This window comes from Brevibacillus sp. MCWH, from assembly GCF_013096935.1.
Classification (GTDB): domain Bacteria; phylum Bacillota; class Bacilli; order Brevibacillales; family Brevibacillaceae; genus Brevibacillus; species Brevibacillus aydinogluensis.
This window is the reverse complement of record NZ_SDLF01000008.1, coordinates 138339-163457: the sequence shown is the minus strand read 5'-3', so window position 1 is coordinate 163457 and position 25119 is coordinate 138339. Positions and strand designations below refer to the sequence as shown.

General features: G+C 61.3%; 25 protein-coding genes and 1 riboswitch. All 25 genes read left to right on the top strand.

Annotated elements, in window-relative coordinates; translation table 11 throughout:
- The first annotated feature begins 19 nt into the window (after positions 1-19).
- Positions 20-1990, top strand: a complete 1971-nt coding sequence (locus ETC00_RS10000; protein ID WP_171565852.1) for a cbb3-type cytochrome c oxidase subunit I — start codon at positions 20-22, stop codon at positions 1988-1990.
- A complete protein-coding gene (cyoC, locus tag ETC00_RS09995) occupies positions 1990-2592 on the top strand; it encodes a cytochrome o ubiquinol oxidase subunit III (RefSeq protein WP_230076591.1) in 603 nt (200 codons plus the stop codon). The genes ETC00_RS10000 and cyoC overlap by 1 nt, the downstream gene beginning before the upstream one ends.
- A gap of 1 nt (position 2593) precedes the next feature.
- Complete coding sequence (cyoD, locus tag ETC00_RS09990; protein WP_171565851.1) at positions 2594-2917, top strand: cytochrome o ubiquinol oxidase subunit IV; 324 nt, start codon at positions 2594-2596, stop codon at positions 2915-2917.
- A 162-nt stretch (positions 2918-3079) separates the two neighbouring features.
- On the top strand, positions 3080-3646 hold the full coding sequence (locus ETC00_RS09985; RefSeq protein WP_171565850.1) for an FAD-dependent oxidoreductase: 567 nt from the start codon (positions 3080-3082) through the stop codon (positions 3644-3646).
- A 119-nt stretch (positions 3647-3765) separates the two neighbouring features.
- Positions 3766-5301 carry an MDR family MFS transporter gene (locus ETC00_RS09980; protein WP_171565849.1) on the top strand — a complete coding sequence of 512 codons (1536 nt, stop codon included), beginning with the start codon at positions 3766-3768 and terminating at the stop codon, positions 5299-5301.
- 217 nt (positions 5302-5518) lie between these two features.
- Positions 5519-6037, top strand: coding sequence for a hypothetical protein (locus ETC00_RS09975; protein ID WP_171565848.1), 519 nt, complete (start codon positions 5519-5521; stop codon positions 6035-6037).
- A gap of 91 nt (positions 6038-6128) precedes the next feature.
- Positions 6129-6342: riboswitch (cobalamin riboswitch) on the top strand.
- Between the two features lie 202 nt (positions 6343-6544).
- On the top strand, positions 6545-7093 hold the full coding sequence (gene cobO, locus ETC00_RS09970; RefSeq protein ID WP_171565847.1) for a cob(I)yrinic acid a,c-diamide adenosyltransferase: 549 nt from the start codon (positions 6545-6547) through the stop codon (positions 7091-7093).
- The gene (cobD, locus tag ETC00_RS09965; protein WP_171565846.1) at positions 7093-8202 is read left to right on the top strand and encodes a threonine-phosphate decarboxylase CobD; all 1110 of its coding nucleotides are present in this window, start codon (positions 7093-7095) and stop codon (positions 8200-8202) included. The genes cobO and cobD overlap by 1 nt, the downstream gene beginning before the upstream one ends.
- Entirely contained in the window at positions 8199-8738 is a 540-nt protein-coding gene (gene cobU / locus ETC00_RS09960) for a bifunctional adenosylcobinamide kinase/adenosylcobinamide-phosphate guanylyltransferase (RefSeq protein ID WP_171565871.1), read from the top strand. Before cobD ends, cobU begins: the two co-directional genes overlap by 4 nt.
- Positions 8735-9475, top strand: coding sequence for an adenosylcobinamide-GDP ribazoletransferase (cobS, locus tag ETC00_RS09955; RefSeq protein ID WP_171565845.1), 741 nt, complete (start codon positions 8735-8737; stop codon positions 9473-9475). Before cobU ends, cobS begins: the two co-directional genes overlap by 4 nt.
- Positions 9472-10113 (top strand): histidine phosphatase family protein, encoded by a 642-nt coding sequence (locus tag ETC00_RS09950; RefSeq protein ID WP_171565844.1) that lies wholly within the window; start codon positions 9472-9474, stop codon positions 10111-10113. The genes cobS and ETC00_RS09950 overlap by 4 nt, the downstream gene beginning before the upstream one ends.
- Positions 10114-10218: 105 nt before the next feature.
- On the top strand, positions 10219-11187 hold the full coding sequence (gene cbiB / locus ETC00_RS09945) for an adenosylcobinamide-phosphate synthase CbiB (RefSeq protein WP_171565843.1): 969 nt from the start codon (positions 10219-10221) through the stop codon (positions 11185-11187).
- 26 nt (positions 11188-11213) lie between these two features.
- Entirely contained in the window at positions 11214-12905 is a 1692-nt protein-coding gene (gene cobJ, locus ETC00_RS09940) for a precorrin-3B C(17)-methyltransferase (protein ID WP_171565842.1), read from the top strand.
- 51 nt (positions 12906-12956) lie between these two features.
- The gene (locus tag ETC00_RS09935; protein WP_171565841.1) at positions 12957-13913 is read left to right on the top strand and encodes a sirohydrochlorin chelatase; all 957 of its coding nucleotides are present in this window, start codon (positions 12957-12959) and stop codon (positions 13911-13913) included.
- Positions 13914-13925: 12 nt separating this feature from the next.
- Positions 13926-14705, top strand: coding sequence for a precorrin-6A reductase (cobK, locus tag ETC00_RS09930; RefSeq protein WP_171565840.1), 780 nt, complete (start codon positions 13926-13928; stop codon positions 14703-14705).
- 93 nt (positions 14706-14798) lie between these two features.
- On the top strand, positions 14799-15449 hold the full coding sequence (locus tag ETC00_RS09925) for a precorrin-8X methylmutase (RefSeq protein ID WP_171565839.1): 651 nt from the start codon (positions 14799-14801) through the stop codon (positions 15447-15449).
- A 3-nt stretch (positions 15450-15452) separates the two neighbouring features.
- Positions 15453-16568 carry a cobalt-precorrin-5B (C(1))-methyltransferase gene (locus ETC00_RS09920; protein WP_171565838.1) on the top strand — a complete coding sequence of 372 codons (1116 nt, stop codon included), beginning with the start codon at positions 15453-15455 and terminating at the stop codon, positions 16566-16568.
- On the top strand, positions 16552-17784 hold the full coding sequence (gene cbiE / locus ETC00_RS09915; RefSeq protein ID WP_171565837.1) for a precorrin-6y C5,15-methyltransferase (decarboxylating) subunit CbiE: 1233 nt from the start codon (positions 16552-16554) through the stop codon (positions 17782-17784). Before ETC00_RS09920 ends, cbiE begins: the two co-directional genes overlap by 17 nt.
- The gene (cobI, locus tag ETC00_RS09910) at positions 17781-18497 is read left to right on the top strand and encodes a precorrin-2 C(20)-methyltransferase (protein WP_171565836.1); all 717 of its coding nucleotides are present in this window, start codon (positions 17781-17783) and stop codon (positions 18495-18497) included. The genes cbiE and cobI overlap by 4 nt, the downstream gene beginning before the upstream one ends.
- On the top strand, positions 18494-19276 hold the full coding sequence (gene cobM / locus ETC00_RS09905) for a precorrin-4 C(11)-methyltransferase (protein ID WP_171565835.1): 783 nt from the start codon (positions 18494-18496) through the stop codon (positions 19274-19276). Before cobI ends, cobM begins: the two co-directional genes overlap by 4 nt.
- Complete coding sequence (locus ETC00_RS09900) at positions 19273-20439, top strand: cobalt-precorrin 5A hydrolase (protein WP_171565834.1); 1167 nt, start codon at positions 19273-19275, stop codon at positions 20437-20439. The genes cobM and ETC00_RS09900 overlap by 4 nt, the downstream gene beginning before the upstream one ends.
- Entirely contained in the window at positions 20412-21800 is a 1389-nt protein-coding gene (locus tag ETC00_RS09895) for a cobyrinic acid a,c-diamide synthase CobB (RefSeq protein ID WP_171565833.1), read from the top strand. Before ETC00_RS09900 ends, ETC00_RS09895 begins: the two co-directional genes overlap by 28 nt.
- Positions 21793-23310, top strand: coding sequence for a cobyric acid synthase (locus tag ETC00_RS09890; protein WP_171565832.1), 1518 nt, complete (start codon positions 21793-21795; stop codon positions 23308-23310). The genes ETC00_RS09895 and ETC00_RS09890 overlap by 8 nt, the downstream gene beginning before the upstream one ends.
- Positions 23307-24359, top strand: a complete 1053-nt coding sequence (gene cobT, locus ETC00_RS09885) for a nicotinate-nucleotide--dimethylbenzimidazole phosphoribosyltransferase (protein WP_171565831.1) — start codon at positions 23307-23309, stop codon at positions 24357-24359. The genes ETC00_RS09890 and cobT overlap by 4 nt, the downstream gene beginning before the upstream one ends.
- Entirely contained in the window at positions 24356-25114 is a 759-nt protein-coding gene (gene cobA, locus ETC00_RS09880) for a uroporphyrinogen-III C-methyltransferase (RefSeq protein ID WP_171565830.1), read from the top strand. Before cobT ends, cobA begins: the two co-directional genes overlap by 4 nt.
- Positions 25115-25119 lie beyond the last annotated feature (5 nt).

Genomic DNA, 25119 nt, shown 5'->3' with positions numbered 1-25119 from the left:
AAGGGAGGAGGATCACCGTATGTGGGAGGACATCAAGTCTTTTGCATCCACGTTTTTTGTCACCGGTGACCCGTTGATTTACGGGGCGGATGTGGCTATTGTGCTGACCACCCTGGCCATCGTGTTTGTCCTGACCAAGTACAAAAAATGGGGCTGGCTGTGGCGCGAATGGTTGACAACCGTCGATCACAAGAAGATCGGGATCATGTACCTGATCTGCTCGCTCTTGATGCTGTTCCGCGGCGGCGTGGATGCGCTTCTGATGCGGATGCAGCTCACCATGCCCAATGTGGAGTTTCTTCACTCCGAGCACTACAACGCGATCTTTACGACGCACGGCACGATCATGATTCTGTTCATGGCGATGCCGATGATGTTCGCGCTGTTCAACATCGTCGTGCCGCTGCAGATCGGCGCGCGCGACGTCGCGTATCCGTTTTTGAACGCACTCAGCTTCTGGCTGTTCTTCTTTGGTGCAATGCTGTTCAACCTCTCCTTTGTGATCGGGGGTTCTGCAGAGTCCGGCTGGCTCGCGTATCCGCCGCTGTCGGAGAAAATGTTCAGCCCGGGTGTCGGACAGGACTTCTACATCTGGGGGATTCAGATTTCCGGTATCGGTAGTTTGGCCACCGGGATCAACTTCCTGGTGACCATCCTGAAAATGCGTGCACCGGGCATGTCGCTGATGAAGATGCCGCTGTTCTCCTGGTCGGTTCTGTCGAGCTGTATCACGATTATCTACGCGTTCCCGATCCTGACGGTGACGCTGGCACTGCTCTTCATCGACCGCTTCCTCGGCGCTCACTTCTTCACGATGGACGGCGGCGGGAACCCGATGATGTACGTCAACCTGATCTGGATGTGGGGCCACCCGGAAGTATACATCGTGGTGCTGCCGGCCTTTGGTATCTTCTCTGAGATCGTGGCAACGTTCGCCAAGAAACAGGTTTTCGGTTACAAGTCGATGGTCTTCGCAATGGTGATCATCAGCGTGCTGTCCTTCTTCACCTGGGTGCACCACTTCTTCACCATGGGTGCGGGGGCAAACGTCAACGCGTTCTTTGCGATCACGACGATGGCAATCGCCATTCCGACCGGGGTGAAGGTGTTCAACTGGCTGTTCACGATGTACCGGGGACGGATTCAGTTGAAACAGCCGATGCTGTGGACGATCGCATTTATCCCGTGCTTCCTGGTCGGGGGTGCGACCGGTGTGATGCTGGCTGTCGCTCCGGCGGACTACCAATACCACAACAGTTACTTCCTGATCGCGCACTTCCACCAAGTGCTGATCGGCGGGGTCGTGTTCGGATACCTCGCAGGGATTTACTACTGGTGGCCGAAAATGTTTGGCTTCAAGCTGGATGAACGCTTGGGCAAATGGGGCTTCTGGCTCTGGAACATCGGTTTCTACGTCTGCTTCATGCCGCAGTACGCACTTGGCTTCATGGGCATGACCCGACGCCTTTACACGTACGGATGGGACCTCGGCTGGGCACCGCTCAACATGGTTTCTACCGTCGGCGCGTTCTTGATGGGATTCGGCTTCATCTTCCAGGTATGGCAGATCGCCTACAGCATTAAACACGGCGAGCGCGACACCACGGGCGACCCGTGGAACGCACGCACGCTGGAATGGTCGATTCCGTCTCCGGCGCCGCTGTACAACTTCGCTGTCATTCCGCAGGTCAAAGAGCGGGACGACTGGTGGGCGACCAAGCAGGCGAGAGCAAACGGCACGGCAAACGAAACGCCGGCCAAGCTGGAGCCGATTCACATGCCGAAAAACTCGGGCATTCCGTTTATCATGTCGTTCTTCTGGTTCATTGCCGGATTTGGTTTCGTATGGGGCTGGACCTGGTGGATCGTGATTGGTCTGGCAGGTGTCGGCATCTCGATGCTGGTGCGTTCGTTCCAGTATGACACGGACTACTACATCCCTGTGGACGAAGTGAGACGCACCGAGGCTTCTCTGGGGAGGGCTGTATAATGCAACAAGCGATGGCACATCATGACCACGACCACGGACACGAGGACCACGAATCTCTCAAGGTCGTCGGGTTCTGGATCTTCCTGGTTACGGACTGCGTTCTGTTTGGCACGTTGTTTGCCACCTATGCCGTATTGATGCACAGCTACGCGGGTGGGCCGACCGGTAAAGAGCTGTTCCAACTCCCGGGCGTGATTGCTTCTACGTTTATCCTGTTGACCAGCAGCTTCACCAGCGGGGTGGCGATGCTGGCCATGCACAAGGGAAAAGTGAAACAGGTGATTGGCTGGCTGGCGATCACTGCCATCCTGGGTCTGTCGTTCGTCGTGCTGGAAGTGACCGAGTTTGCACATCTGGTCTCGGAAGGCGCCGCCATTTCCACCAGTGCATTCTGGTCCGCGTTCTACGTGCTGGTGGGTACGCACGGTCTGCACGTGACGCTCGGTCTGTTCTGGATGGCTGCGCTGATGATTCAGTTGGGCAAACACGGCATCACGGCGGTCACCAAGCGCAAAGTCACCAATCTGGGCCTGTACTGGCACTTCCTTGACGTCGTCTGGATCTTCCTCTTTACGGTCGTCTATCTCATGGGGGTGATGTAAGATGATGCAACACGACAGTCATGGTCACGGAGAGGGGCACGGCTCCCTCAAGTCGTACGTCATCGGGTTTGTTCTGTCGATCGTGCTGACCATCATCCCGCTGGTGCTGGTCATGAACAAGGTGCTGACCGGTACTGCACTGGTTGTTGCAATCATGGCGATGGCCGTTCTGCAGCTGTTCGTACAGTTGTTCTTCTTCATGCACATCCGCGAAGGGGAGAAACCCCGCTACAATGTGCAGGCACTGATCCTGGGCGGAGTGATCGTGCTGACGATCGTCGCCGGCTCCATTTGGGTCATGAGCTTCAACACCATGGTGCAGTAAGGTCGAAAGACAAGGCGAAACGAGGCGAAACCTCTTGGGCTATCAAGCTCAAGAGGTTTTTTTGTTGAGACTGGCCCCGATGTGCCCGGTGGATTTTCTTTTTTCCATACTTGGTATATGATTAAGTTGGGTATCATAAAAACTGGAAGGGGGCATGTCAGAATGTACGAGATTGCGATTATTGGGGCAGGACCGGCAGGAGCCAGCGCGGCGCTGTTTACGGCGAAGGCTGGCAAAAAAACGCTGCTGATCGACAGTGACAAGAGCATCACCAAACGAGCCTGGGTGGAAAATCACTACGGCGTAATGGAGATCACCGGGCCTGACCTGGTGGATATCGGGAAAAAGCAGGCGGAAAAATTTGGCGCGGAATTGGTGTCCGGCCAGGTGACCAACATCGTCAAAACGGAACAGGGCTTTACGCTGGAGACAGACAGCGCAGGGACGTTTGAAGCGAAACACGTGATTCTCGCTACCGGCATCCTGGTCGATCTGGCGGAAAAGATCGGCGTGGCGACCAAGCCCGGCACCGAGCCGCGGATCAAAACGGTGATTGACGTCGACCGGGACGGCAAGACCAGTGTGGAGGGCATTTGGGCGGCCGGAACGTGCGCCGGCGTCAGTGTGCATACGATCATCACCGCCGGTGACGGGGCCAGGGTGGCGATCAACGTCATCAGCGAGCTGAACGGCGAGCGCTACGTCGACCACGACGTGCTAAAAAGCTGATACTTGTTGAAATTTCCATATCCTTCTCTCCGTATAGACCAGGAGGGAAGGTTTATTTTTTCCGGGCCACATTGGCAATAATCAAGTTCATAGAGAAGTTGAAAGAGGAGGAGATCGGCGTGATTGCCAAGAAGTCGAATGTGAAATTTGTGGTTGCCGGGCTCCTGCTCGGTCTGTTGATGGCGTCCATGGACAACACGATCGTCGCCACCGCGATGGGTACGATCGTCGGCCAGTTGGGCGGTCTGGACAAGTTTGTCTGGGTCACGTCGGCGTACATGGTGGCGACGATGGCGGGGATGCCCATCTTCGGCAAACTGTCCGACATGTACGGCCGCAAACGGTTTTACGTGTTTGGGTTGATCGTGTTTTTGCTCGGATCGATCCTCTGCGGGACGGCAGGCAGCATTGTTCAGCTCAGCATCTACCGGGCCATCCAGGGGATTGGCGGTGGAGCGCTGATGCCGATTGCCTTTACGATCATTTTTGACGTGTTCCCACCGGAGAAGCGGGGGAAAATGACTGGCCTGTTCGGAGCGGTGTTCGGCACGTCCAGCGTTGTCGGTCCCCTGCTCGGCGCCTACATCACCGATTACTTTGGCTGGCACTGGGTCTTTTACATCAACGTGCCGATCGGTCTTCTGTCGCTCTGGTTCATCTCCGCGTACTACAAGGAGTCGCTGGAACACAGCAAGCAGAGCATTGACTGGTGGGGTGCGATCACGCTGGTGGGAGCGGTGGTCAGCCTGATGTTTGCACTGGAGCTGGGCGGCAATCAATTCGCCTGGGACTCTGCGGTGATTCTCGGTCTGTTTGCCGCGTTTGCCGTGCTGTTTGCCGTGTTTTTGTACGTGGAGAGACGGGCGGCCGAGCCGATCATTTCGTTTTCCATGTTCAGACAGCGGCTGTTTGCCGCGAGCAATATGGTGTCTCTTCTGTACGGCGCGTCCTTCATCATCACGACCGTCTACATTCCGATCTTTATCCAGGGAGTGTTTGGCGGCTCGGCGTCCAACTCGGGGCTGCTGCTCACTCCGATGATGCTCGGATCGGTACTCGGCAGCCAAACGGGCGGGATGCTGACGACGAAGACCAGCTACCGCAACATCATGCTGCTGTCCGCCGCCTTTTTCCTGTCCGGCTTGTTTTTGTTGGGGACGCTGACACCGGAGGTCTCGCGCAGTCTGGTGACCGTCTACATGGTCCTTACCGGGTTTGGCGTCGGTTTTTCCTTCTCCGTCCTGGGCATGGCTGCGATCCACAACTTTGACATGCGTCAGCGCGGTTCGGCCAGCTCGACCAACTCGTTTTTCCGCTCGCTGGGCATGACGCTGGGCGTGAGCGTGTTTGGAATCGTACAGCGCAACCTGTTCCAGAGCGGCTTGGAAGAGGTATTTGCCGGTGGAAGCGGCATTCCGGCAGGGGGGCTGGTTGACCCGCGGGCGGTGCTGACTCCGGAAACCCGGGCGTCCATTCCGGCACCTGTCCTGGAGCAGATTACCGCAGTCCTCTCCTCGTCGATTGCGCAGACGTTCATGTGGGCGCTGATTCCGGCCTGTCTGGCGGTCGTAGGGATCCTGCTGATGGGCAAAGAGCGGATAAGCATACCCGCTGCACAGGTACGGCCCAAAACAGCGGAGCGGGGAAGAAGATAAACTAAAAGGCGAACACAGCCCTCGTGCACCGGAATGATCTCCGGCTGCATGCAGGGCTGCTTTTTTGTGCGTGGAGCATTATCAGATCAGGCCTGATTGGTTCGGGCGGGTTCAATAAATTCCAGCAATATAATATTATAGTAAATATTGGTAGAAGGTAAATGCAAGCGTGACGTGTTTTCGCTGCTGTTCAAAGAACGAAGGGGGACAAACCATTTTGCAAGGAAAAACGTACCTATATCTGATTCCCGCAGTCATGGCCGCGATCCTGGTCGCCTGTTATCCCTTTGATTTATTTGACAGAATCTTCGTACTCCCACCCGAAAGACAGACGGTCCGTGAAGAAGAAGTGCTGCAAACCGTTGCCAGGATAAAAGACAACGTAACAATCGGCTCAACCAAACAAGAAGTCGCCGCACTGTTCGGTGACAGGTACGTTCTCGTGGATGACCAGGGGGATCTCGAAAACGGCTGTGATGAATTCTGGCTGTACCGCTTTTTCACCGAGGAGGATTACCAGTCCTCTGTGCCCGACCATGTCATTGATCAAGAGGGGATTCGCAGCGGAAAAGTAGGAGCCGCCTTCTTCATCGGCTGGAAAGATGAACGAGTCTACCTGTACACCATCGCTTACCTTCAAGGCCCCAATCGCAATCTGCATGTTTACTCCAATGTGAATGGAACCAGAGCAGAAGAAATTTTGAATCCAGATGGCTCGATGGCGCCCGTCGATTAAAAGTCAGCCCATTGCCCGCTCGCTTTTTCCTTCCTATCCACGGCCACTTTTGTTATGATGGAGACAAGTGCCGGTCATGTGCGGCACCGACAACTGCATACGGCAAACAGGTCTTCACCTGCGCGGACGCTTCCGGGCGGGTGAAGTTAAAAGGGAAGTTTGGTGAAAATCCAACGCGGTCCCGCCACTGTAAGAGGGGAGTTTTCCTTCGCGGCGACAGCCATCCACTGCTCCAGCGGGAGTGGGAAGGAGAAGGAAAGCGGCGATCCTCAAGCCAGGAGACCTGCCTGTTTTGCGTGAGCACTGATTTCCTTCGGGTCAAAGGAAAAGGTGAGGATTGTCGTGGACGTCGTGTCGACGCTTTGCTTCCTTTGGTTTTCGAGGAAAGCAAAGCGTTTTTTAATTGTATCTGAAAAGACACCGTGAACGGTAGATGAGCTGGCACAAGGGGCGGACCGTTTGGCATCGCGTCCCTGGTTGGCCGGCCAGAGGGGGAGGAAATGGTCGATGAACAAATCCGACAACAAGCGAGGACTGGTCCTGGTGTACACCGGGGACGGAAAAGGGAAGACAACGGCGGCGCTGGGGCTGGCCGTACGGGCGACCGGCCGCGGCAAGCGTGTGTTGGTGGTACAGTTTATCAAGTCGCCGGAACGCACCTACGGGGAAAAAATCGTCTTTGACCGGTTGGGCATCGAGATGGTGCAAAAAGGCATCGGCTTTACCTGGACGAAAACGCCCGAGGAGCACCGCGCCGCTCTGCGGGAAGCGTGGCGATACGCCAAGGAGCAGGTATTGGGCGGCGAATACGACATGGTGATTCTCGACGAATTGAACAACGCGCTGGCGATTGATCGTTTTCCCGTAGCGGACGTGCTGCCGCTGGACGATGTAGTGGACACGATCAAAAACAGGCCGAGCCACGTGCATCTGGTGATTACGGGACGGGACGCGCGGCCGGAAATCATCGCGATTGCCGATCTGGTAACGGAGATGAAAGCGGTCAAGCACTACTATGACGAAGGCATCCCCGCCGTGCTGGGGGTGGAGTATTGATGACCGCCGTGTTGGAGGTGTTCGGTCACGGCGGCGATCTGGTTACGGCGGCGGAGCGCTTCGGTGTGGAAGTCGGGCAATTTGTCGATTTCAGCGCCAACATCAACCCGCTGGGCCCGCCTGCCCGCGTGCTGGAAGGACTGCGGGAGGTGCTGCCTCGGGTGGTTCACTATCCCGATCCGGGGCACCGGTCGTTTCGCAGCGCATTGGCGGCAAAGCTGAACCTGCCGGCATCGTGGCTTCTGCCGACCAACGGGGCGGCCGAGGCGATGGCCCTGGCGATCCTCGCACTGAAGCCGCAGACGGTCGGCATCGTCACGCCTTGTTTTTCCGAATATGCCCAACTTTCCAGGCAGTTCGGCGCCCGCGTGCTGACCTGCCCGGGGCGGGAAGATCGCGGCTTCAAGCCGGACGAGGCGGAGCTGGACCGGCTGTTTGAACAGGCAGACCTTGTCTTTGTCGGTTCTCCCAACAACCCGACCGGCCTCTTGTATGAACCGGAAGAACTGCTGCGGATGGCCGGCTGGACCGACAGGACAGACACGCATCTGGTGATCGACGAGGCGTTTCTCGACTTTGTCGCGGAGGAGCGTCAGTTTACGCTGGCAGACCAGCTTTCCCGGTTTCCGCGCGTGCTGGTGATGCGCTCGCTGACGAAGATGTTCGCCATTCCCGGGCTGCGCCTCGGCTACGCCGTCGCCGTGCCCGCGCTGATTGAGCGGCTGCGGGAAAAGCAGGTCAGCTGGAGCGTCAACAGTCTGGCGCTTGCGGCCGGGGAGCTTTGCCTGGAGGAAGCGGACTACGAAGCGAAAACCAGACGGCTGATTGCCAAAGAGCGTTCCTATCTGTCCGGTGCCATCGCGCAGGAACTGGGCTGGCGCGTCTGGCCGGGCGAAGCCAACTTTCTGCTCGTGCGCTGTCCGGCTCAGATAACGGCGGCGGAACTGCAGGAGCTGCTGGGCAGACGGGGCATCTTGATTCGCAGTTGTGCCATGTACCCCGGCTTGACGCCCGGTGATTTTCGCATCGCAGTCCGCACCCGGCCGGAAAACGACCGCCTGTTGACGGCCTTGCGGGACGTCTGGCGTGAAAGGAGGGAGCGGCGCTGAGCCTGATCGTCGTTACCGGAGGCGTCCGCTCGGGGAAGAGCCGCTTCGCCGAAAAACTGGCTGCACAGGCGGGAGGCCCCGTCTTGTACGTGGCCACCGGCCAGGCATGGGACGAGGAAATGAAGCAACGGATTGAGCGGCATCGGGCGCGGCGGCCCCGCAATTGGGGACTGGCCGAAACAGATGGCACCCTGGCTGTGACCCTGCCGCAACTGAAGAGGTATCCGGTGGTGCTGTTGGACTGCCTGTCGACGTGGGTCAGCACACGGCTGATGAGTGTGCCGGAAGCGTCCTGGCGGGACGAAGCAATCGGGCGGGCGCTCCTGGAGGAAGCGGAGCAGTGGCTGGATGAAGCCTGCAGCGACGGCCGTACCGTTATCGCCGTGACCAGCGAGGTGGGTCTGGGCGGCGTCGCGATGACCAAGCTGGGCCGCTGGTTTGCCGACGTGCTGGGCGACGTCAACCAGCTGGCCGCCAGCCGGGCTGATACGGTCTATGCCGTTTTGGCAGGCATTCCCTGGAGGATAAAAGGATGAACGCGTTTTTTCATGCACTGTCGTTTTTTTCCCGCATCCCTGTTCCCTGGCTGCGCCCGTCGGAAGAGGCCTGGAAGAAGAGCGTCGTCTGGTACCCGGCTGTCGGACTGGTGATCGGCCTCGTGCTGTGTGGGGTGCATCAGGCGGCCTTGTGGGCGTTTGCGCCGCTGACTGCTGCCGTGTTGACGATGGCCTGCTGGGTCTACATCACCGGCGGACTGCATCTGGACGGCTGGATGGACCTGGCCGACGGTCTGGGCAGCAGCCGGCCGCGGGAACAGATGCTGGCGATCATGAAAGACAGCCGGACCGGAGCGATGGGGGTGCTGGCGGCGATTGTGCTGCTTCTGGTCAAGACGGCGGCGCTGGCCGAGCTCGACCATTGGCAGCTTGCCGCCTGTCTGCTGCTGGTGCCCGCCGCCGCACGCACGCATGTGCTGCTGGCGATCCGCTGCTGGCCGTACGTCACCGGAGAAAAGGGCGTCGGCAAAAGCATCGGCGAGGCGCTCCGTCCTTTCCACATCGGCGCCGGTTATCTTTTTGTGCTGGCGTTGGGCTGGTGGCTTGCCGACATCCGGGCGGTGACGGCTGTCGTGCTGTCGCTCGTCATCAGCCTGCTGTTTGCCCGCTCGGTCGCCGGCAAGCTGGGCGGCCTGACCGGCGACTGCTACGGCGCCCTGATCGAGAGCGCCGAAGCCGTGATTCTGCTCATCCTGATCGGGAGCTGGTGGCCGTGAGGTGGATCTGGGTGAGACACGGACAGACGGAGGAGAACCGCACCGGCCGCTACCTGGGACACAGCGATGTGCCGCTGAACGAACACGGCTGCGCCCAGGCGGAGCAGGCAGCCCGGATGCTCGCTTCGGAACGCCCGGCGGCGCTTTACACCAGCGATTTGCTCCGCTGCCGGCAAACGGCGGAACGGCTGGCAGCTGTCTGGGGACTGGGGCCCCGCGCCGTGCCCGCCCTGCGCGAGCTGTCGTTTGGCGCGTGGGAGCGGCTCACCTATGACGAGCTGATGGCACGGGACGGCGAACTCGCCCGCCGCTGGTACGACAATCCGTTTGACTGTGCGCCGCCGGGCGGGGAAACCCTGACCCAGTTGGGGGAGCGGGTGGATCGCTGGCTGATGCAGCTGATGAGGTCTGTTTCCATGGACGATACCGTCTGTCTGGTGACCCACGGCGGTGTTATCCGCTGGTTTCAGGCGGCCTGGGTGGAAAACGATCCCCGCCGCTACTGGCAGGTGGACGGCGTGGGCCACGGCGGCGTTATCGTCGCTAAGTGGGACGGACGCCGCTGGACGGCGGCACGGATGGAAGACAATCCTTCTGCATCGGGCGAGAAGCATGTTTCCATGCAGAGCAGCTTGTGAGCCCTGCCGCAGAGCGGCGATTTGCGGGAAAAAAAAGCCCATTCCTGCCTCCCGCATGGGTAATAGAACGGAACCACCGCGTGTGGAAACAAAGAGAGGGACGAGATGAACGAGGCATTGATATTGCTGGCAGCGTACGGGATAGACCGGGTGGTGGGCGATCCGCGCAGTCTGCCGCATCCGGTGGTCGGAATAGGCTGGTGCATCATGGGGCTGGAGCGGCTGCTGCGCGCGCTGGTCAAGCGGGAAGAGCACCTGAAAGCGGCCGGTATTTTGTTCCCGCTGTTGATTGCAGGCGGCAGCCTTGTCGTCACCTGGGCACTGCTGTACGCGGCGGGATGGGTCCATCCCTGGCTGGCCATCGCTCTGGAAGTCTGGCTGATTTCCACCACCATTGCCACCAAAGGCTTGGCCGACGCCGGCATGGAGATTTTTCACCACCTGCAAAGAGGTGATTGGGCGGCGGCCCGCCAGTCGCTCTCCATGGTCGTCGGCCGGGACACGGAGCAGCTGGATGAATCGGAAATTTGCCGGGGGGCGGTGGAGACCGTGGCGGAGAACATCGTCGACGCGATCATCTCTCCGCTGGTGTACGCCGCGCTGGGCGGCGCGCCGCTGGCGATGGCCTATCGGGCGGCCAATACCCTGGACTCGATGGTCGGCTACAAGAACGAGAAGTACCGCAATCTCGGCTGGGCGTCGGCGCGGTTTGACGATTTGCTCAATTACCTGCCCGCCCGCCTGACCGCCCTTTTGCTCGTCGCCGTCAGTTGGCTGATACGGCTGGACTGGCGCCAGTGCTGGGCGGTAATCCGGCGCGACGCCAGGCTGCACCCCAGCCCCAACAGCGGGCTGCCGGAAGCGGGCGTGGCGGGCGCGCTCGGCGTGCAGCTTGGCGGACTCAACTACTACCAGGGCGTGCCGTCCAACCGGGCCAAGCTGGGCAATCCTCTCCGGCCGCTCCGCCCGGACGACATCGCTGCGGCGGTCCGGCTGATGAAGCTGGTGTCGGTCCTGGGGCTTGTCTTCTGCATGGCGGCGGCCTTCGCGATTTCGGTGAGCACGGGCCCATAGGGACCGTTATGGAAAGGAGGCTCCTCATGAGCGGAAAATTGTTTGTCGTCGGCTTCGGGCCGGGCAGTTTCGAACACATTACCAAGCGGGCCAGGGAAGCGATCGAGGAAAGTGACGTGATCATCGGGTACACCACCTATGTGGACTTGATCTGCGGCCTCTTGACCGATCAGGAGATCGTCAGCACCGGCATGACCGAAGAAGTGAGCCGGGCGCGGGAAGCCGTCCGGCAGGCGGAAGCAGGCAAAACAGTGGCGGTGATCTCCAGCGGCGACGCGGGCGTGTACGGCATGGCCGGGCTGATCTACGAAGTGCTGGTGGAGCAGGGCTGGTCGCGGGAGGGCGGTGTGGAGGTGGAGGTGATCCCGGGCATCTCTGCAATCAACTCCTGCGGGGCTCTGCTTGGGGCACCGATCATGCACGACGCCTGCACCATCAGCCTGAGCGACCACCTGACGCCGTGGGAACGGATCGCCAAGCGTATCGACGCAGCGGGACAGGCAGATTTCGTCATCGCCTTGTACAACCCGCGCAGCGGACGGCGGACGCGCCAAATCGTGGAGGCGCAGCGCATCCTGCTCAAGTACCGCTCGCCCGACACCCCGGTCGGCATCGTCAAAAGCGCCTATCGAGAGCGGCAGCGGATCGAGCTGACCACGCTGGGCAAGATGCTGGAGCACGACATCGGCATGCTGACGACGGTCATCATCGGCAATTCCTCCACCTTTGTCTACGACGGGCTGATGATTACCCCGCGCGGCTATCAGCGCAAGTATACGCTGTCGTCAGACGAACAGGCGCTGAAGCCGCACCAGCGACTGCGGGTGGAAAACGAGCCGTGGTCGCTGGAAGCACAGGCAGGCAGCGGCCTGGTTCAGGCGGCGCCATCTCCTGCCGCGGAGGAGTCCGCCGCGGCTGTCGCGGACATGTCGGCCGGTCAGCGAGAGCAGCCTGACGCCGTCCGGACGCCGTACGACTGGGCGATGCAGGCACTTGCTGCGCTTCATGGGGACGAGGGAGCGGCAACCGCTGCTCCGCCAGCTGGCAGGCCCCCCAGCGGGTTTGTGCCCGAAATGATTTTCGAGTGCGCAGTCAGCCCGGGGGTGGCAAACAAGAAGTTTACGCCTCGGCAGATGCTCGCGCTGGCCGAACTGGCAGGAGAAAAAGGGGAAATCGAATACACGCCGCATCACCAGATCATCCTGCGCGTCCCGACCGCCGATCCCAATACGGTGACAGAACGCCTGCGCCAGCTGGGGCTGCTGCTGATGCCGACCGGTGACGTGGTGCAGGTGAAGGCGTGCGACTTCTGCGACGGGGAGAAAAAGGACGGGATTCCCTACGCAGAGGAGCTTCAGCAAAAGCTGGGCGGCCAGACGATGCCCAAGGAACTGAAGATCGGGGTCAACGGCTGCGGCATGGCCTGCTACGGCGCAGTCAAGGAAGACATCGGCATCGTCTTTCGCAAGGGAAAGGTTGACCTGTTCCTCGGCGCCAAAACGGTGGGGCGCAGCGCTCACGCCGGCATACCGGTGGCGGAGGGTATTGAGCCTGAGGAGATCGTGCCGCTCATTGAGCGGATTGTGGCGCGGTACAAGCGGGATGCCTTCCCGAACGAACGGTTTCACAAGTTTTTTCAGCGCGTCGGTGAGATTGAGGGATTTGTCTGGCAGGAGATGCCTGCGCCAAAGATTGAAAACGCCGTCTGCGGGGATTGAGTCTGCTCGCCGGTCTGGAGCGTGCCCGCGGGCGAATAAGGAGGACGAGACATGGACGCGGTGTTGTTTGTCGGCCACGGGAGCAAGGACCCCGAGGGAAACGAAGAAGTCAGGCAGTTTGTGGCCGCGTTGGCCCCGGAGTTGGACATACCCATCATCGAAACGTGTTTTCTGGAGTTTGAACAGCCGGACGTGCTGCAAGGACTGGACACCTGTGTGAAGCGAGGGGCGACCCGGGTGGCGGTCATCCCGATCATCCTGTTTTCCGCCGGCCACGCCAAGATTCACATTCCGGCGGCCATCGACGAGGCGAAGGAAAAGCATCCGCACGTGCAATTTATCTACGGGCGGCCGATTGGCGTCCACGAGCAGGTGCTGGACATATTGGCGGCGCGCATGGCGGAAGCCGGATTCGCCTCCGGGGCGGATGACGAGGAGCTGGCCGTGCTGGTCATCGGCCGGGGCAGCAGCGATCCGGACGCCAACAGTGACATCTACAAGATGTCCCGCCTGTTCTGGGAGCGATGGCGGGCGAAATGGGTGGAGACGGCCTTCATGGGCGTCACCTTTCCCCTGTACGAAGAAGGAGTGGAGCGCTGTGTCAAGCTGGGGGCGCGCCACGTGGTGGTGCTGCCGTACTTTCTGTTTACCGGCGTGCTGATCAAGCGGATGGCGGATCAATTGGGGCACTTTCGCGCGCGTTATCCCGAAGTCCGCTTTACCCTGGCGGAATATTTCGGCTACCACCCGCTGCTCAAGGCGGTGCTGAAAGAGCGGGTGGAAGAGGCGCTGCACGGCGAAGTAAGGCTGAACTGTGACACCTGCCAGTACAGGCTGGCGGCGATGGAGCACATCGGCCATCATCACCACCATCATCACGACCACGATCATGGCCACGGGCATCATCACGGCCACAGTCACGATCATGACCACAGCCACGATCATGACCACAGCCGCGGCGGCAGCCATGACCACCATCACGAGCACATGCCGCAGGGGGCGAAGTAGGAGGGACGAGCGATGATTCTCATATTGGCCGGAACCAGCGACGCACGGGAGTTGGCCCTGCGGATCATGGCGGCGGGATACGACCTGTTGACCACCGTCGTGACGGAGAACGCTGCCAAAAGCATGGCCGAAGCCGGTTTGCCGGTGCAGGTGGGCCGTCTGAACGCGGAGGACATTTGCCGGTTGATTACAGCCAAAGGCGTGCAGGCCGTGGTGGACGCAAGCCACCCCTACGCGGAAGAAGCGTCGAAAAACGCCATGGCCGGCGCCAGGGAGGCGGGTGTCCCCTACATTCGCTACGAGCGGGAAAGCGTCGCCTCACCCGGGCATGACAACATCACCGTGGTGAAGGATTACGTCGAGGCGGCCGAAGTGGCGGCGCAGAAACGCGGCGTGATCATGCTGACGACCGGCAGCAAGACGCTGAAGATTTTCACCGACCGGCTGCTCGGCCTGCCGGACACGACGCTGGTCGCCCGGATGCTGCCGCGCGTGGACAACATGCAGAAGTGCGAGGAACTGGGCATCGAGCAAAAGAACATCGTCGCCATGCAGGGGCCGTTTTCCAAGGAACTGAACAAGGCGCTCTACAACCATTACGGCGTGACGCTGATGATCACCAAGGAGAGCGGCCGCGCAGGCGCGTTTGACGAAAAAGTGGAAGCGGCCCTGGAAATGGGCATCGAGACGATTGTGATCGCCCGGCCGCAGATTGAGTACGGCACTGCGTATACCGATTTTGACGGCGTCATCGGGCAGCTGCGGGAATTGGCTGTCCCTGCCGTGGGATAAACAGCCCCGGGACCCGGGATCCGGGGCCGCTTTCGCGGGACGGGCCCGCTGACGAGATCGAAAGCTGCCTGCAAAGAAAGGGAGGAGCGCGACATGGACTTTCGCACGGAGTTTAGACCGCTGACGGTGCAGCCGCAGGAGATCGAGGACAAGAGTTTTCAGATCATTACGGAGGAACTGGGAGAGCATCCGTTTACCGAGGAGCAGTTCCCGGTGGTGCAGCGCGTGATACACGCTTCTGCCGACTTTGAGCTGGGACGCAGCCTGGTCTTTCACCCGGACGCCGTCCGCGCGGGCATTGAAGCCATCCGCAGCGGCAAAATCGTTGTGGCCGACGTGCAGATGGTGCAGGTGGGGATCAGCAAACAACGGATCGAAAAGTTCGGCGGTCAGGTGAAAGTGTACATCTCCGACAAGGACGTCATGGAAGAGGCGAAGCGGCTCAACACGACGCGGGCGATCATCTCCATGCGCAAGGCGGTCAAGGAGGCGGAGGGCGGCATTTTCGCCATCGGCAACGCGCCGACCGCATTGTTGGAGCTGATCCGCCTGGTGAAGGAAGGAGAGGCCAAACCGGGCCTCATCATCGGTATGCCGGTCGGATTCGTCTCCGCCGCCGAATCAAAGGAAGAGCTGGCCAAACTGGACGTGCCGTTTATCACCAACATCGGGCGCAAGGGCGGCAGTCCGGTCACCGTGGCGGCGGTCAACGCACTCTCGCTGATGGCGGAACGGTTGGGATAGGTCATGGCGGCAAAAGCGGCGACGGAAGAAAAGGAAGCCAAACCGCTCCGCCACGGCTACACCACGGGCGCGTGCGCGGCTGCGGCGACCAAGGCGGCTCTCACCGCCCTGATCACCCAAAAGCGGCAGACGCAGGCCACCATTCCCCTGCCGGCCGGCATGGATGTGACGTTTCAACTGGAGAGCTGCGAGTGGACTGCCGACGAGGCGACAGCGGGCATCATCAAGGATGGCGGAGACGACCCCGATGCGACTCACGGCGCCTTGATCCTCAGCACGGTCACCTGGCGGGACGAGCCAGGCATGGAGCTGGACGGCGGCGTCGGCGTGGGCCGGGTGACCAAGCCGGGACTGCCGGTGCCGGTCGGCGAGGCGGCGATCAACCCTGTCCCCCGGAAAATGATTCGAGAGGCGGTTCAGTCCGTGCTGGGAGAGTACGGCGTGGAGCGGGGCGTGCGCGTGGTTATTTCCGTGCCCGCCGGAGAGGAGATCGCGAAAAAGACGATGAACGGGCGGCTCGGCATCGTCGGCGGCATTTCCATTCTCGGCACGCGCGGCATTGTCGTCCCCTTTTCCACTGCCGCCTACAAGGCCAGCATCGCTCAGGCGATCAACGTGGCCCGCGAGGCGGGATGCGCGCACCTCGTGCTGTCCACAGGCGGCAAAAGCGAGCAGTTCGGCATGCAGCTGTACCCCGAACTGCCGGAGGAAGCATTCATCGAGATGGGGGATTTTGTCGGGTTTTCCCTGCAGCAGTGCAAGCGTAAGCAGGTGAAAAAGGTAACCCTGGTCGGGATGATGGGGAAGTTCTCCAAAGTGGCCCAAGGGGTGATGATGGTTCATTCCAAGAGCGCGCCGGTCAATTTTGATTTTCTCGCCGGGCTTGCGGCCGAGGCGGGGGCGCCCGACGAGCTGGTGCGGCAGGCGAAAGAAGCCAATACAGCAGCACAGGTGGGCGACTTGATGGCGGATTGCCCCGCTTTTTTTGCCAAGCTGTGCGAAAGCTGCTGCCGCGCCGGCCTGAAGGAAGTGGGCGGCGGCATGGAGATTGAGACTGTGTTGATTACGATGAAAGGGTCCCTGTTGGGAAGGGTGACAGTGAATGACACAGGCGATTAAGGTGATCGGAATCGGGGACGACGGACAGCAGAGCTTGCTGCCGTTGTACCGCACATGGATCATGGAGAGCGAACTGTTGGTCGGGGGAGAACGGCACCTCTCCTTTTTTCCCGAGTACACGGGCGAAAAGCTGGTGCTGAAGGGAGGCCTCATGGCGCTGGCGGACCGGTTGCGCGAGGAGAAGCGGAAAACGGTAATCCTCGCCTCGGGCGATCCGCTGTTTTACGGCGTTGGCAGCCTGCTGGCCAAAAAGCTGCACGTGGAAATTTACCCGCATCTCAGCTCGATTCAGCTCGCCTTTGCCAGAATGGGCGAATCGTGGCAGGATGCCTACTTTGCCAGCGTGCACGGGCGCAGCATGAAGGGACTGGCGCAGCGGATCGACGGCAGGGACAAGGTGGCCCTTTTGACCGATCGCCAGAACAATCCCGCCGCCATCGCCCGCTACCTGCTTTCGTTTGGCATGACCGAGTACGACGCGTTTGTAGGCGAAAACCTGGGCAGCCAGGAAGAGCGGAGCGGCTGGTACACGCTGGAGGAGATGGCGGAGGGCACCTTTTCCGACCTGAACGTGGTGATCCTGCGCAGGCGGCGGGAGAGTCCTGTCTGGCCGCTCGGCATCGCCGACGAAGCGTTTGCCCAGCGCAAGCCGGACAAAGGGCTGATTACAAAAAAGGAAGTGCGCATACTCAGCCTGGCGCAGATGCAGCTTCACGTCAAAAGCGTCGTCTGGGACATCGGCACCTGCACCGGTTCGGTGGCGATTGAAGCGGCGCGGATCGCCCGGGAAGGCGAGGTGTACGCGGTGGAAAAAAACGCGGACGATTTGGAAAACTGCCGCCAGAACATGGCCAGGTTCCGCACCGATTTCACCGTCGTGCACGCCAGAGCGCCGGAGGGCCTGGAGCAGTTTCCCGATCCGGACGCGGTTTTTATCGGCGGCAGCGGCGGCGAACTGCGGGAGCTTTTGCGCGTATGCTGCAGCCGCTTGAGGCCAAACGGCCGGATCGTCGTCAATGCGGCCACGATCGAGACGCTGTACGCGGCGCTGCAGGCGTTTGCGGAGGAACACTTTGAGACGGCGGTGACGCTGACGCAGCTGTCGCGCAGCAAGCCAATCCTGAACATGACCCGGTTCGAGGGGCTCAACCCCGTCTACATCATCACTGCCTGGGCCAAGCAGGAGTGGAGACAGAGAGGAGGAGACAGCGCATGAGCGGGATTGGAACCCTGTACGGCATCGGCGTCGGCCCCGGCGATCCGGAGCTGATTACGGTCAAGGCATTTCGCCTGCTGCAGCAGGCGCCGGTGGTCGCCTACCCGAAAAAGCGGATGGGCAGCAAAAGCTACGCCCACCAGATTGCCGAGTTGTACGTCAAGCCTTCGGACGGCAAGGAGATGCTCGGACTGGTCTTTCCGATGACCAAGGACAAGGACGTGCTGGAGCGGGAGTGGGCCAACACAGTGAAGATTGTCTGGGAGCGGCTGCGCCAAGGCAAGGACGTCGCCTTTGTCACCGAGGGCGATCCGCTGTTTTACAGCACGTTTATTCACATGATGCGGGTGATGCAGGCGGCACATCCCGAGGTGCGGATCGTCTCCGTGCCGGGCGTCTCCTCGTTTCTCGGCGCCGCTTCCCGGCTCGGCCTGCCGCTTGCGGACGGCGATGAGCAGATCGGCATCATTCCGGCCACGGACGACCGGGAGGCGATGCGACAGTCGCTGCTTTCGCACGACTGCGTCGTCTTTTTGAAGGTGGCCAAGGTGCTGCCGATGATCATCGAGCTGCTGCGCGAGCTGGATCTCGTCGACAAGGCGGCCGTCGCCACGAAAGTGACCTCCGCCGAAGAAATGGTGTGGACGGACGTCCGCGAGCTGGAGCGGGCAGAGCTTGGTTACCTTACACTGATGGTGGTGAAAAGGACATGAAACTGTACATCGTGGGAGCGGGTCCTGGCGATCCCGATCTGATTACCGTAAAAGGGCTGAAACTGCTGCAGCAGGCGGATGTCGTCCTCTACACCGACTCGCTCGTCAGCGGCGAACTGGCGGCTAAGGCCAAGCCGGGCGCGGAAATCCTGCAAAGCTCCGGCATGGCACTGGAAGAAATGGTGGACTTGATGGTCGACCGCGTCCGCCAGGGGAAAACAGTGGTCCGACTGCACACCGGCGACCCGTCCGTCTACGGCGCGACGATGGAGCAGATCGCTCTCCTGAAACAGGCGGGCATAGACGTGGAGATCGTGCCGGGCGTCAGCTCCGTCTTTGCCGCGGCGGCGGCGCTGGGGGCGGAATTGACCATCCCCGAGCTGACGCAGACGCTGATCCTCACCCGAGCGGAGGGGCGCACTCCGGTGCCGGAACGGGAAAAGCTGCGTGCGCTGGCGGAGCATCACTGCACGATCGCCCTGTTTTTGAGCGCCACCCTGACGAAAAAAGTGGTCCGCGAGCTGACGGAAGCTGGCTGGAGCGAAGATACACCGGTGGCGGTGGTGCAGCGGGCAAGCTGGCCGGACCAGGTGATCGTCCGCACCACGCTGAAAGATCTGGACGAAGAGATGGCCAAGCACGGCATTCGCTCGCACGCGATGATTCTGGCCGGCCGGGCGCTTGACCCGTCGCTACACGAAAAGAGCAGGCAGCACCGCTCCAGGCTGTACGACAAATCCTTTACCCATGGGTACAGAAAAGGTGTGACAGAGGGATGATCATCGAATTGACGGAAGGAGAGATTCCCGCCATCCGGCAGAAAGGGGAGTACGCGATCATCGCCATCACCAAGCACGGTGTGGAGATGGCGCGCCGGCTCTACGCATCGTTTCCGGGGACGGATCTCTACTACATGAGCAAGTTTGCCAAGGGCGACGAGGAAGCAAAGGGCATCCAGCTGTTTTCCGGCAGCGTTCGCCTGCTGTTTCCCGCGCTTTGGCCGGCCTACAAGGGACTGATCGTGATTATCTCGCTCGGTGCCGTCGTGCGAATGATCGCACCGCTATTGACGGACAAAAAGACCGATCCCGGTGTGGTGGTGATCGACGACAAGGGAGAACATGTGATCAGCGTGCTGTCCGGACACCTCGGCGGCGCTAACGAACTGGCGCGGGAAGTGGCTGCGGTGATGGGAGCGCGGCCGGTGATCACGACCGCCTCCGACGTGCAGAAGACGATACCTGTCGACCTGTTTGGCCGCCGTTTTGGCTGGGAGTGGGAGTCCGCAGATAAGCTAACCCCGGTCAGCGCCTCCGTGGTCAATGAGGAACGCGTCGCCGTAGTGCAGGAGTCGGGGGAGCGGAACTGGTGGATGCACGACACGCCGATGCCCCCCAACATTCGGGTGTACGAGACCATACCGGATGCGCTGGCTGACCGGCCGCAAGCGGCGCTGGTGGTGACGCACCGTCTGCTTACCCGCGAGGAACAAGCCATTTTGGACAACGGGGTCCTGTACCGGCCCAAGGTGATTGTGCTCGGCATCGGCTGCAACCGCGGCACGTCGGCGGAAGAGATCGAGGCGGTGATCAAGGAAACGCTGGAGGAGCTGCAATTCTCCGTGAAGAGCGTCAAGGCGGTGGCCACGATCGACTTGAAAAAGGATGAAGCAGGTCTGATCGCCGTGTGTGAAAAATACGGCTGGCCGTTTGTCTGGTATGCGCCGGATGAGCTGAACCGCGTGCCGATGGAGGAGCCGTCGGACACGGTGTTCAAGTACACCGGCGCGTACGGGGTGAGCGAACCGGCGGCCAAGCTGTACGCGGGCGTGGAGAAACTGGTGCTGACCAAGAAAAAATCGGGCAACGTCACCATATCTGTGGGACTGATGCCGTACGGCGAGGAGGGACGTCCATGCGTGCCAACGACCGCCGGATCGTGATCGCCGGAACGGGCAGCGGTGCCGGCAAGACGACCGTCACCATCGGCCTGATGGCGGCCTTGAAGAAAAAAGGGTACGTCGTCCAGGGGTTCAAGTGTGGCCCGGATTACATCGACCCGACCTACCACACGGCAGTGACAGGAAGGGTGTCGCGAAACCTGGACAGTTGGATGCTGCCGCACGACACCGTCCGGGAGATTTTTGCCCGTGGTTCGGAAGGGGCGGACATCGCCGTGATCGAGGGCGTGATGGGCATGTACGACGGCAAGGAGCCGACCAGCGACCGGGGCAGCACGGCGGAAATCAGCCTGCTGACGGCATCGCCCGTGCTGCTGGTGGTCAACTGCCAGAGCATGGCCCGCAGCGCGGCAGCCATCGTCAAGGGCTTTCAAATGCTCAACCCGCAGGTGAAGATCGTCGGCGTGATCGCCAACAAAGCGGGCAGCGAGGGGCACTATCAGATCATCAAGGCTGCCGTCGAGCAGGAGTGCGGCGTGCCGGTCGTGGGCTACCTCAGGCGGGAGGACGGCCTGGAAATCCCCGAACGCCATCTCGGCCTGGTGCCGTCGGTGGAACGGGGCGAACTGCAGCCGCTGTTTGACCGTCTGGCCGAACGGGTGGCGGAGTCTGTGGATGTAGACCGCGTCTGGGAGCTGGCGCAGGCAGAACCGTTTTCTGCGGAGCGGAAGCTGTTTGCTCCCGTCCCCGCTGTTCCCAAAGAGAAGCGGGTGAAGATCGCCGTCGCCAGGGACGCGGCATTCCACTTTTACTATCCGGAAAACCTGGAGCTGCTGGAGGCAAACGGAGCGGAACTGCTCTTTTTCTCCCCGCTGGCTGGCGAGCCCGTGCCGCAGGAGGCGGACGGCCTCTATATCGGCGGCGGGTTTCCCGAGGAGTTTGCCGCCGAGCTGTCGCGCAGCCGGACGGTGTTGGAGTCGATCCGCCGGGCTGTGCGCGATGGACTGCCGACGCTGGCGGAGTGCGGCGGATTCATGTACCTGACCGATGCGATCGTGACGACGGACGGACACACCTACCCGATGGCCGGAATCATCCCCGGCGCGGTGACGATGCAGAAACGGCTGGCCGCGCTCGGCTACCGGGAGGTGCGGGGGACAGCGGAAAACTTCCTGATCGGCCCGGACGAACTCGTCCATGGGCACGAGTTTCACTACTCCACGTTTGCGCCTGAACACACGATGCCGTACGCGTATCAGACAAAGGGACTGCGCGGCACGAAACCGGAGGGGTACGCCCGCGGCAATCTGGTGGCCGGCTACACCCATCTGCACTTCGCTTCCAACCCTGCCCTGCCCAAGCGCTGGGTGGAGCGGTGTCGGGAGGTGAAGGCGCGTGGCTAAGGCATTGCCGCTAATGATTCAGGGAACCAGTTCTGACGCCGGGAAGAGCGTGCTGGCGACGGCCTTTTGCCGCATCTTTGCCCAGGACGGCTACAAGACAGCTCCTTTCAAATCGCAAAACATGGCGCTCAACTCCTACGTCACCCTGGACGGCAAGGAGATCGGACGGGCGCAGGGCGTGCAGGCGGAGGCGGCCGGCATCGTCGCCACCACCGACATGAATCCAATCCTGATCAAGCCGACCAGGGACGCGGAATCGCAGATTGTGGTCAATGGCGAACCGTACGCCAACATGAAGGCGCTCGCCTACCGCAGCGATTTTTTTGAGGAGGGACTGCGCGTGATCCGGGAAGCGTACGGCCGGCTGGCTGCTGCGTACGAGCGGATCGTGATCGAGGGAGCGGGCAGTCCGGCCGAGGTCAACCTGAACGATCGGGAATTGGTCAACATGCGGGTGGCTCGCCTCGCCAACGCGCCGGTCATCCTGGTGGCCGACATCGAACGGGGCGGCGTCTTCGCCAGCCTGGTAGGTACGCTGCAATTGCTGGAGCCGCAGGATCGGGAGCGGGTGATCGGCGTGATCATCAACCGGTTTCGCGGCGATTTGTCCCTGCTCAAGCCGGGGCTGGACTGGTTTGAACAGTATACGGGCAAACCGGTGCTGGGCGTCGTTCCGTTCATTCCCGACCTGTGGATCGACGCGGAGGATTCGCTCATCCTGCACCGCTACCAGGGGCAAACGGAAACGGCCCGGGAGATTGATGTCGCCGTGATCCGCTATCCGCGCATTTCCAACTTTACCGACGCCGATCCGTTTTTCGTCGAGCCGGACTGCACCGTGCGCTATGTCTCCCGGCCGGAAGAGCTGGGGCAGCCCGATCTGATTCTGCTCCCCGGCAGCAAAAACACGCTGGAAGACCTCTTGTTCCTGCGTAAGACGGGTTTGGAGCGGGCAATTCTCGCGCTGCATGAGGCAGGACGCTCGTATCTGGTCGGCCTGTGCGGCGGCTATCAGATGCTGGGCCGGACGATCAACGACCCGGACGGGGTGGAATCCCCGCGTCAATCGGTGGAAGGCATGGGCTTGATCCCGATGACGACCACGCTGGAGCGGCGCAAGATCACCGTTCAGAGCAGCGGCGAAGCGTCATTTGCAGGCAGGCGGATTCGGCTGGAGGGATACGAAATCCACATGGGGCGTTCCGTATTTGCCGACGGGGCGGCTCCGTTCATCCGGCTTGCCGATCGCGCCGAGGGGTTTTATGATCCCAAGCGGCGGGTGCTCGGCACGTATCTGCACGGATTGTTTCACAACGATGAATTCCGCTGGATGCTGCTCGATGAGCTGCGCGCACGGAAGGGACTGGCGCCGCTTGGCGAACGGCCGTCATTTGTCGCGCTGCGGGAGCGCGGCTTCGACCTGCTGGCCGACTGCGTCAGGCGACACGTGCGGCTGGATCTGATCGAGGAGCAGATGAGAGCGTTTCAGGAAAATGGGGTGGGAAAATGAACACAAACAGGACACAACCGTATGGAAAAATAGAACCGCTGAACGAAGCGGCTGCGATCGAGGCCAGACGCCGCGTGGATCAGCTAACAAAACCGCTGGGCAGCCTGGGCCGGCTGGAAGAGCTGGCTGTCCGGCTGGCGGCGATGACGGGTAACGCGCTTCCTTCCGTAACGCCGCCCGGCGTGCTGGTCTTTGCCGCCGACCACGGCGTGGCCGCCGAAGGAGTCTCCGCTTATCCGCAGGAAGTGACTGTCCAGATGGTCGCCAACTTCGCGGCCGGGGGAGCGGCGATCAACGTCTTTTCCCGCCAGATCGGAGCTCTGCTGCACGTGGTGGACGTGGGGGTGGCTGCCGATGTGGAAGTGCCTGGTGTGTGGCGAAAAAAAATCAGGCCCGGCACCGGCAACATGCTGCGGGAGGAGGCCATGACCCTGGATGAGGCGGAGCGTGCCATCCGAGTCGGCCTGGAGAGCGCCGAAGCGATCATCGACGAGGGAGCAAAGCTGTTGATCATCGGTGAGATGGGAATCGGAAACACTACGGCCAGCAGCGCCCTGCTGGCGGCGCTTACCGGTGCGCAGCCGGACGAATTGGTGGGCCGTGGGACAGGTGTCGACGACGCGGCGTGGGAGCGGAAAAAAGCAGTCGTCAAACAGGCCCTCGACCGGCATCGCCCCGACCCGGATCGGCCGCTGGAGGCGCTGGCCAAAGTAGGCGGTCTGGAAATCGGCGCCATGGCAGGAGCCGTGCTCGGAGCCGCGGCACGCCGCATCCCCGTGCTGGTGGACGGCTTCATCTCCACGGTGGCGGCACTGCTGGCCGTCCGTCTCAATCCGGGAGCGGCTGAATACCTGATTGCGGGCCACCGCTCCCAGGAACCGGGTCATCTCCACGCGCTCCGGGCACTGGGCATGGAGCCGCTGATCGACCTGGGCCTCAGGCTGGGCGAAGGAAGCGGGGCGGCGGTGGCGTTTCCGATCGTGGAGGCGGCCACCCGGATGATTCGGGAGATGGCGACATTTGAGTCGGCAGGGGTGAGCAATCGATGACGCAGCGCGGCAAGGTGTACCTTGTCGGTGCGGGCCCGGGCGATTCCAAGCTGATCACCGTCAAAGGGCTGGAGTGTTTGCGCGCGGCGGATGTGGTCATCTACGACCGGTTGGCCAATCCGGCGCTGCTGGAGCACGTCCGGGAAGACGCCGAACGCATCTACTGCGGCAAACTGCCGCGCAACCACACGATGCGGCAGGAGGCGATCAACGAGCTGCTGGCGGAAAAGGCGTTGGAGGGCAAAACGGTCGTCCGGCTCAAGGGCGGTGATCCGTGCGTGTTTGGCCGGGTTGGTGAAGAAGCGGAGCATTTGGCGCAAAGAGGCGTTCCGTTTGAAATCGTTCCCGGCGTTACGGCCGGCATCGCCGCTCCCGCCTACGCCGGCATCCCGGTCACGCATCGGGAGCACGGCTCTTCCTTTGCCATGGTGACCGGGCACTTGAGCGGCGGCAAATCGGCAGAGGAGGAGGAAAGGTGGCGGGCGCTGGCACGCGGCGTGGACACAGTCGCCTTTTACATGGGGATTGCCAATCTGCCGCTGATTTGTGCCCGGCTCCTGGAACATGGACGCCGGCCGGACACGCCCGTCGCCGTGATCGCCAGGGGGACGCTGCCGGAGCAGGCGACAGTGACCGGGAGTCTGGCCACCATCGTGGAAACAGTCCAGCGCCACCCTGGCATCTCCAACCCCGCGATCATTCTGGTCGGAGACGTGGTACAATTGCGGGAGAAGATCAAGTGGTTCGAGGAGTGAGGCAG

What these genes read in the sequence shown, in the direction of transcription:
- ETC00_RS10000 (WP_171565852.1), top strand. Translation starts at nt 20, where the DNA reads ATGTGGGAGGACATCAAGTCTTTTGCATCCACGTTTTTTGTCACCGGT.
- cyoC (WP_230076591.1), top strand. Translation starts at nt 1,990, where the DNA reads ATGCAACAAGCGATGGCACATCATGACCACGACCACGGACACGAGGAC.
- cyoD (WP_171565851.1), top strand. Translation starts at nt 2,594, where the DNA reads ATGATGCAACACGACAGTCATGGTCACGGAGAGGGGCACGGCTCCCTC.
- ETC00_RS09985 (WP_171565850.1), top strand. Translation starts at nt 3,080, where the DNA reads ATGTACGAGATTGCGATTATTGGGGCAGGACCGGCAGGAGCCAGCGCG.
- cobO (WP_171565847.1), top strand. Translation starts at nt 6,545, where the DNA reads ATGAACAAATCCGACAACAAGCGAGGACTGGTCCTGGTGTACACCGGG.
- cobD (WP_171565846.1), top strand. Translation starts at nt 7,093, where the DNA reads ATGACCGCCGTGTTGGAGGTGTTCGGTCACGGCGGCGATCTGGTTACG.
- cobS (WP_171565845.1), top strand. Translation starts at nt 8,735, where the DNA reads ATGAACGCGTTTTTTCATGCACTGTCGTTTTTTTCCCGCATCCCTGTT.
- cbiB (WP_171565843.1), top strand. Translation starts at nt 10,219, where the DNA reads ATGAACGAGGCATTGATATTGCTGGCAGCGTACGGGATAGACCGGGTG.
- cobJ (WP_171565842.1), top strand. Translation starts at nt 11,214, where the DNA reads ATGAGCGGAAAATTGTTTGTCGTCGGCTTCGGGCCGGGCAGTTTCGAA.
- ETC00_RS09935 (WP_171565841.1), top strand. Translation starts at nt 12,957, where the DNA reads ATGGACGCGGTGTTGTTTGTCGGCCACGGGAGCAAGGACCCCGAGGGA.
- cobK (WP_171565840.1), top strand. Translation starts at nt 13,926, where the DNA reads ATGATTCTCATATTGGCCGGAACCAGCGACGCACGGGAGTTGGCCCTG.
- ETC00_RS09925 (WP_171565839.1), top strand. Translation starts at nt 14,799, where the DNA reads ATGGACTTTCGCACGGAGTTTAGACCGCTGACGGTGCAGCCGCAGGAG.
- ETC00_RS09920 (WP_171565838.1), top strand. Translation starts at nt 15,453, where the DNA reads ATGGCGGCAAAAGCGGCGACGGAAGAAAAGGAAGCCAAACCGCTCCGC.
- cbiE (WP_171565837.1), top strand. Translation starts at nt 16,552, where the DNA reads ATGACACAGGCGATTAAGGTGATCGGAATCGGGGACGACGGACAGCAG.
- cobI (WP_171565836.1), top strand. Translation starts at nt 17,781, where the DNA reads ATGAGCGGGATTGGAACCCTGTACGGCATCGGCGTCGGCCCCGGCGAT.
- cobM (WP_171565835.1), top strand. Translation starts at nt 18,494, where the DNA reads ATGAAACTGTACATCGTGGGAGCGGGTCCTGGCGATCCCGATCTGATT.
- ETC00_RS09900 (WP_171565834.1), top strand. Translation starts at nt 19,273, where the DNA reads ATGATCATCGAATTGACGGAAGGAGAGATTCCCGCCATCCGGCAGAAA.
- ETC00_RS09895 (WP_171565833.1), top strand. Translation starts at nt 20,412, where the DNA reads ATGCGTGCCAACGACCGCCGGATCGTGATCGCCGGAACGGGCAGCGGT.
- cobT (WP_171565831.1), top strand. Translation starts at nt 23,307, where the DNA reads ATGAACACAAACAGGACACAACCGTATGGAAAAATAGAACCGCTGAAC.
- cobA (WP_171565830.1), top strand. Translation starts at nt 24,356, where the DNA reads ATGACGCAGCGCGGCAAGGTGTACCTTGTCGGTGCGGGCCCGGGCGAT.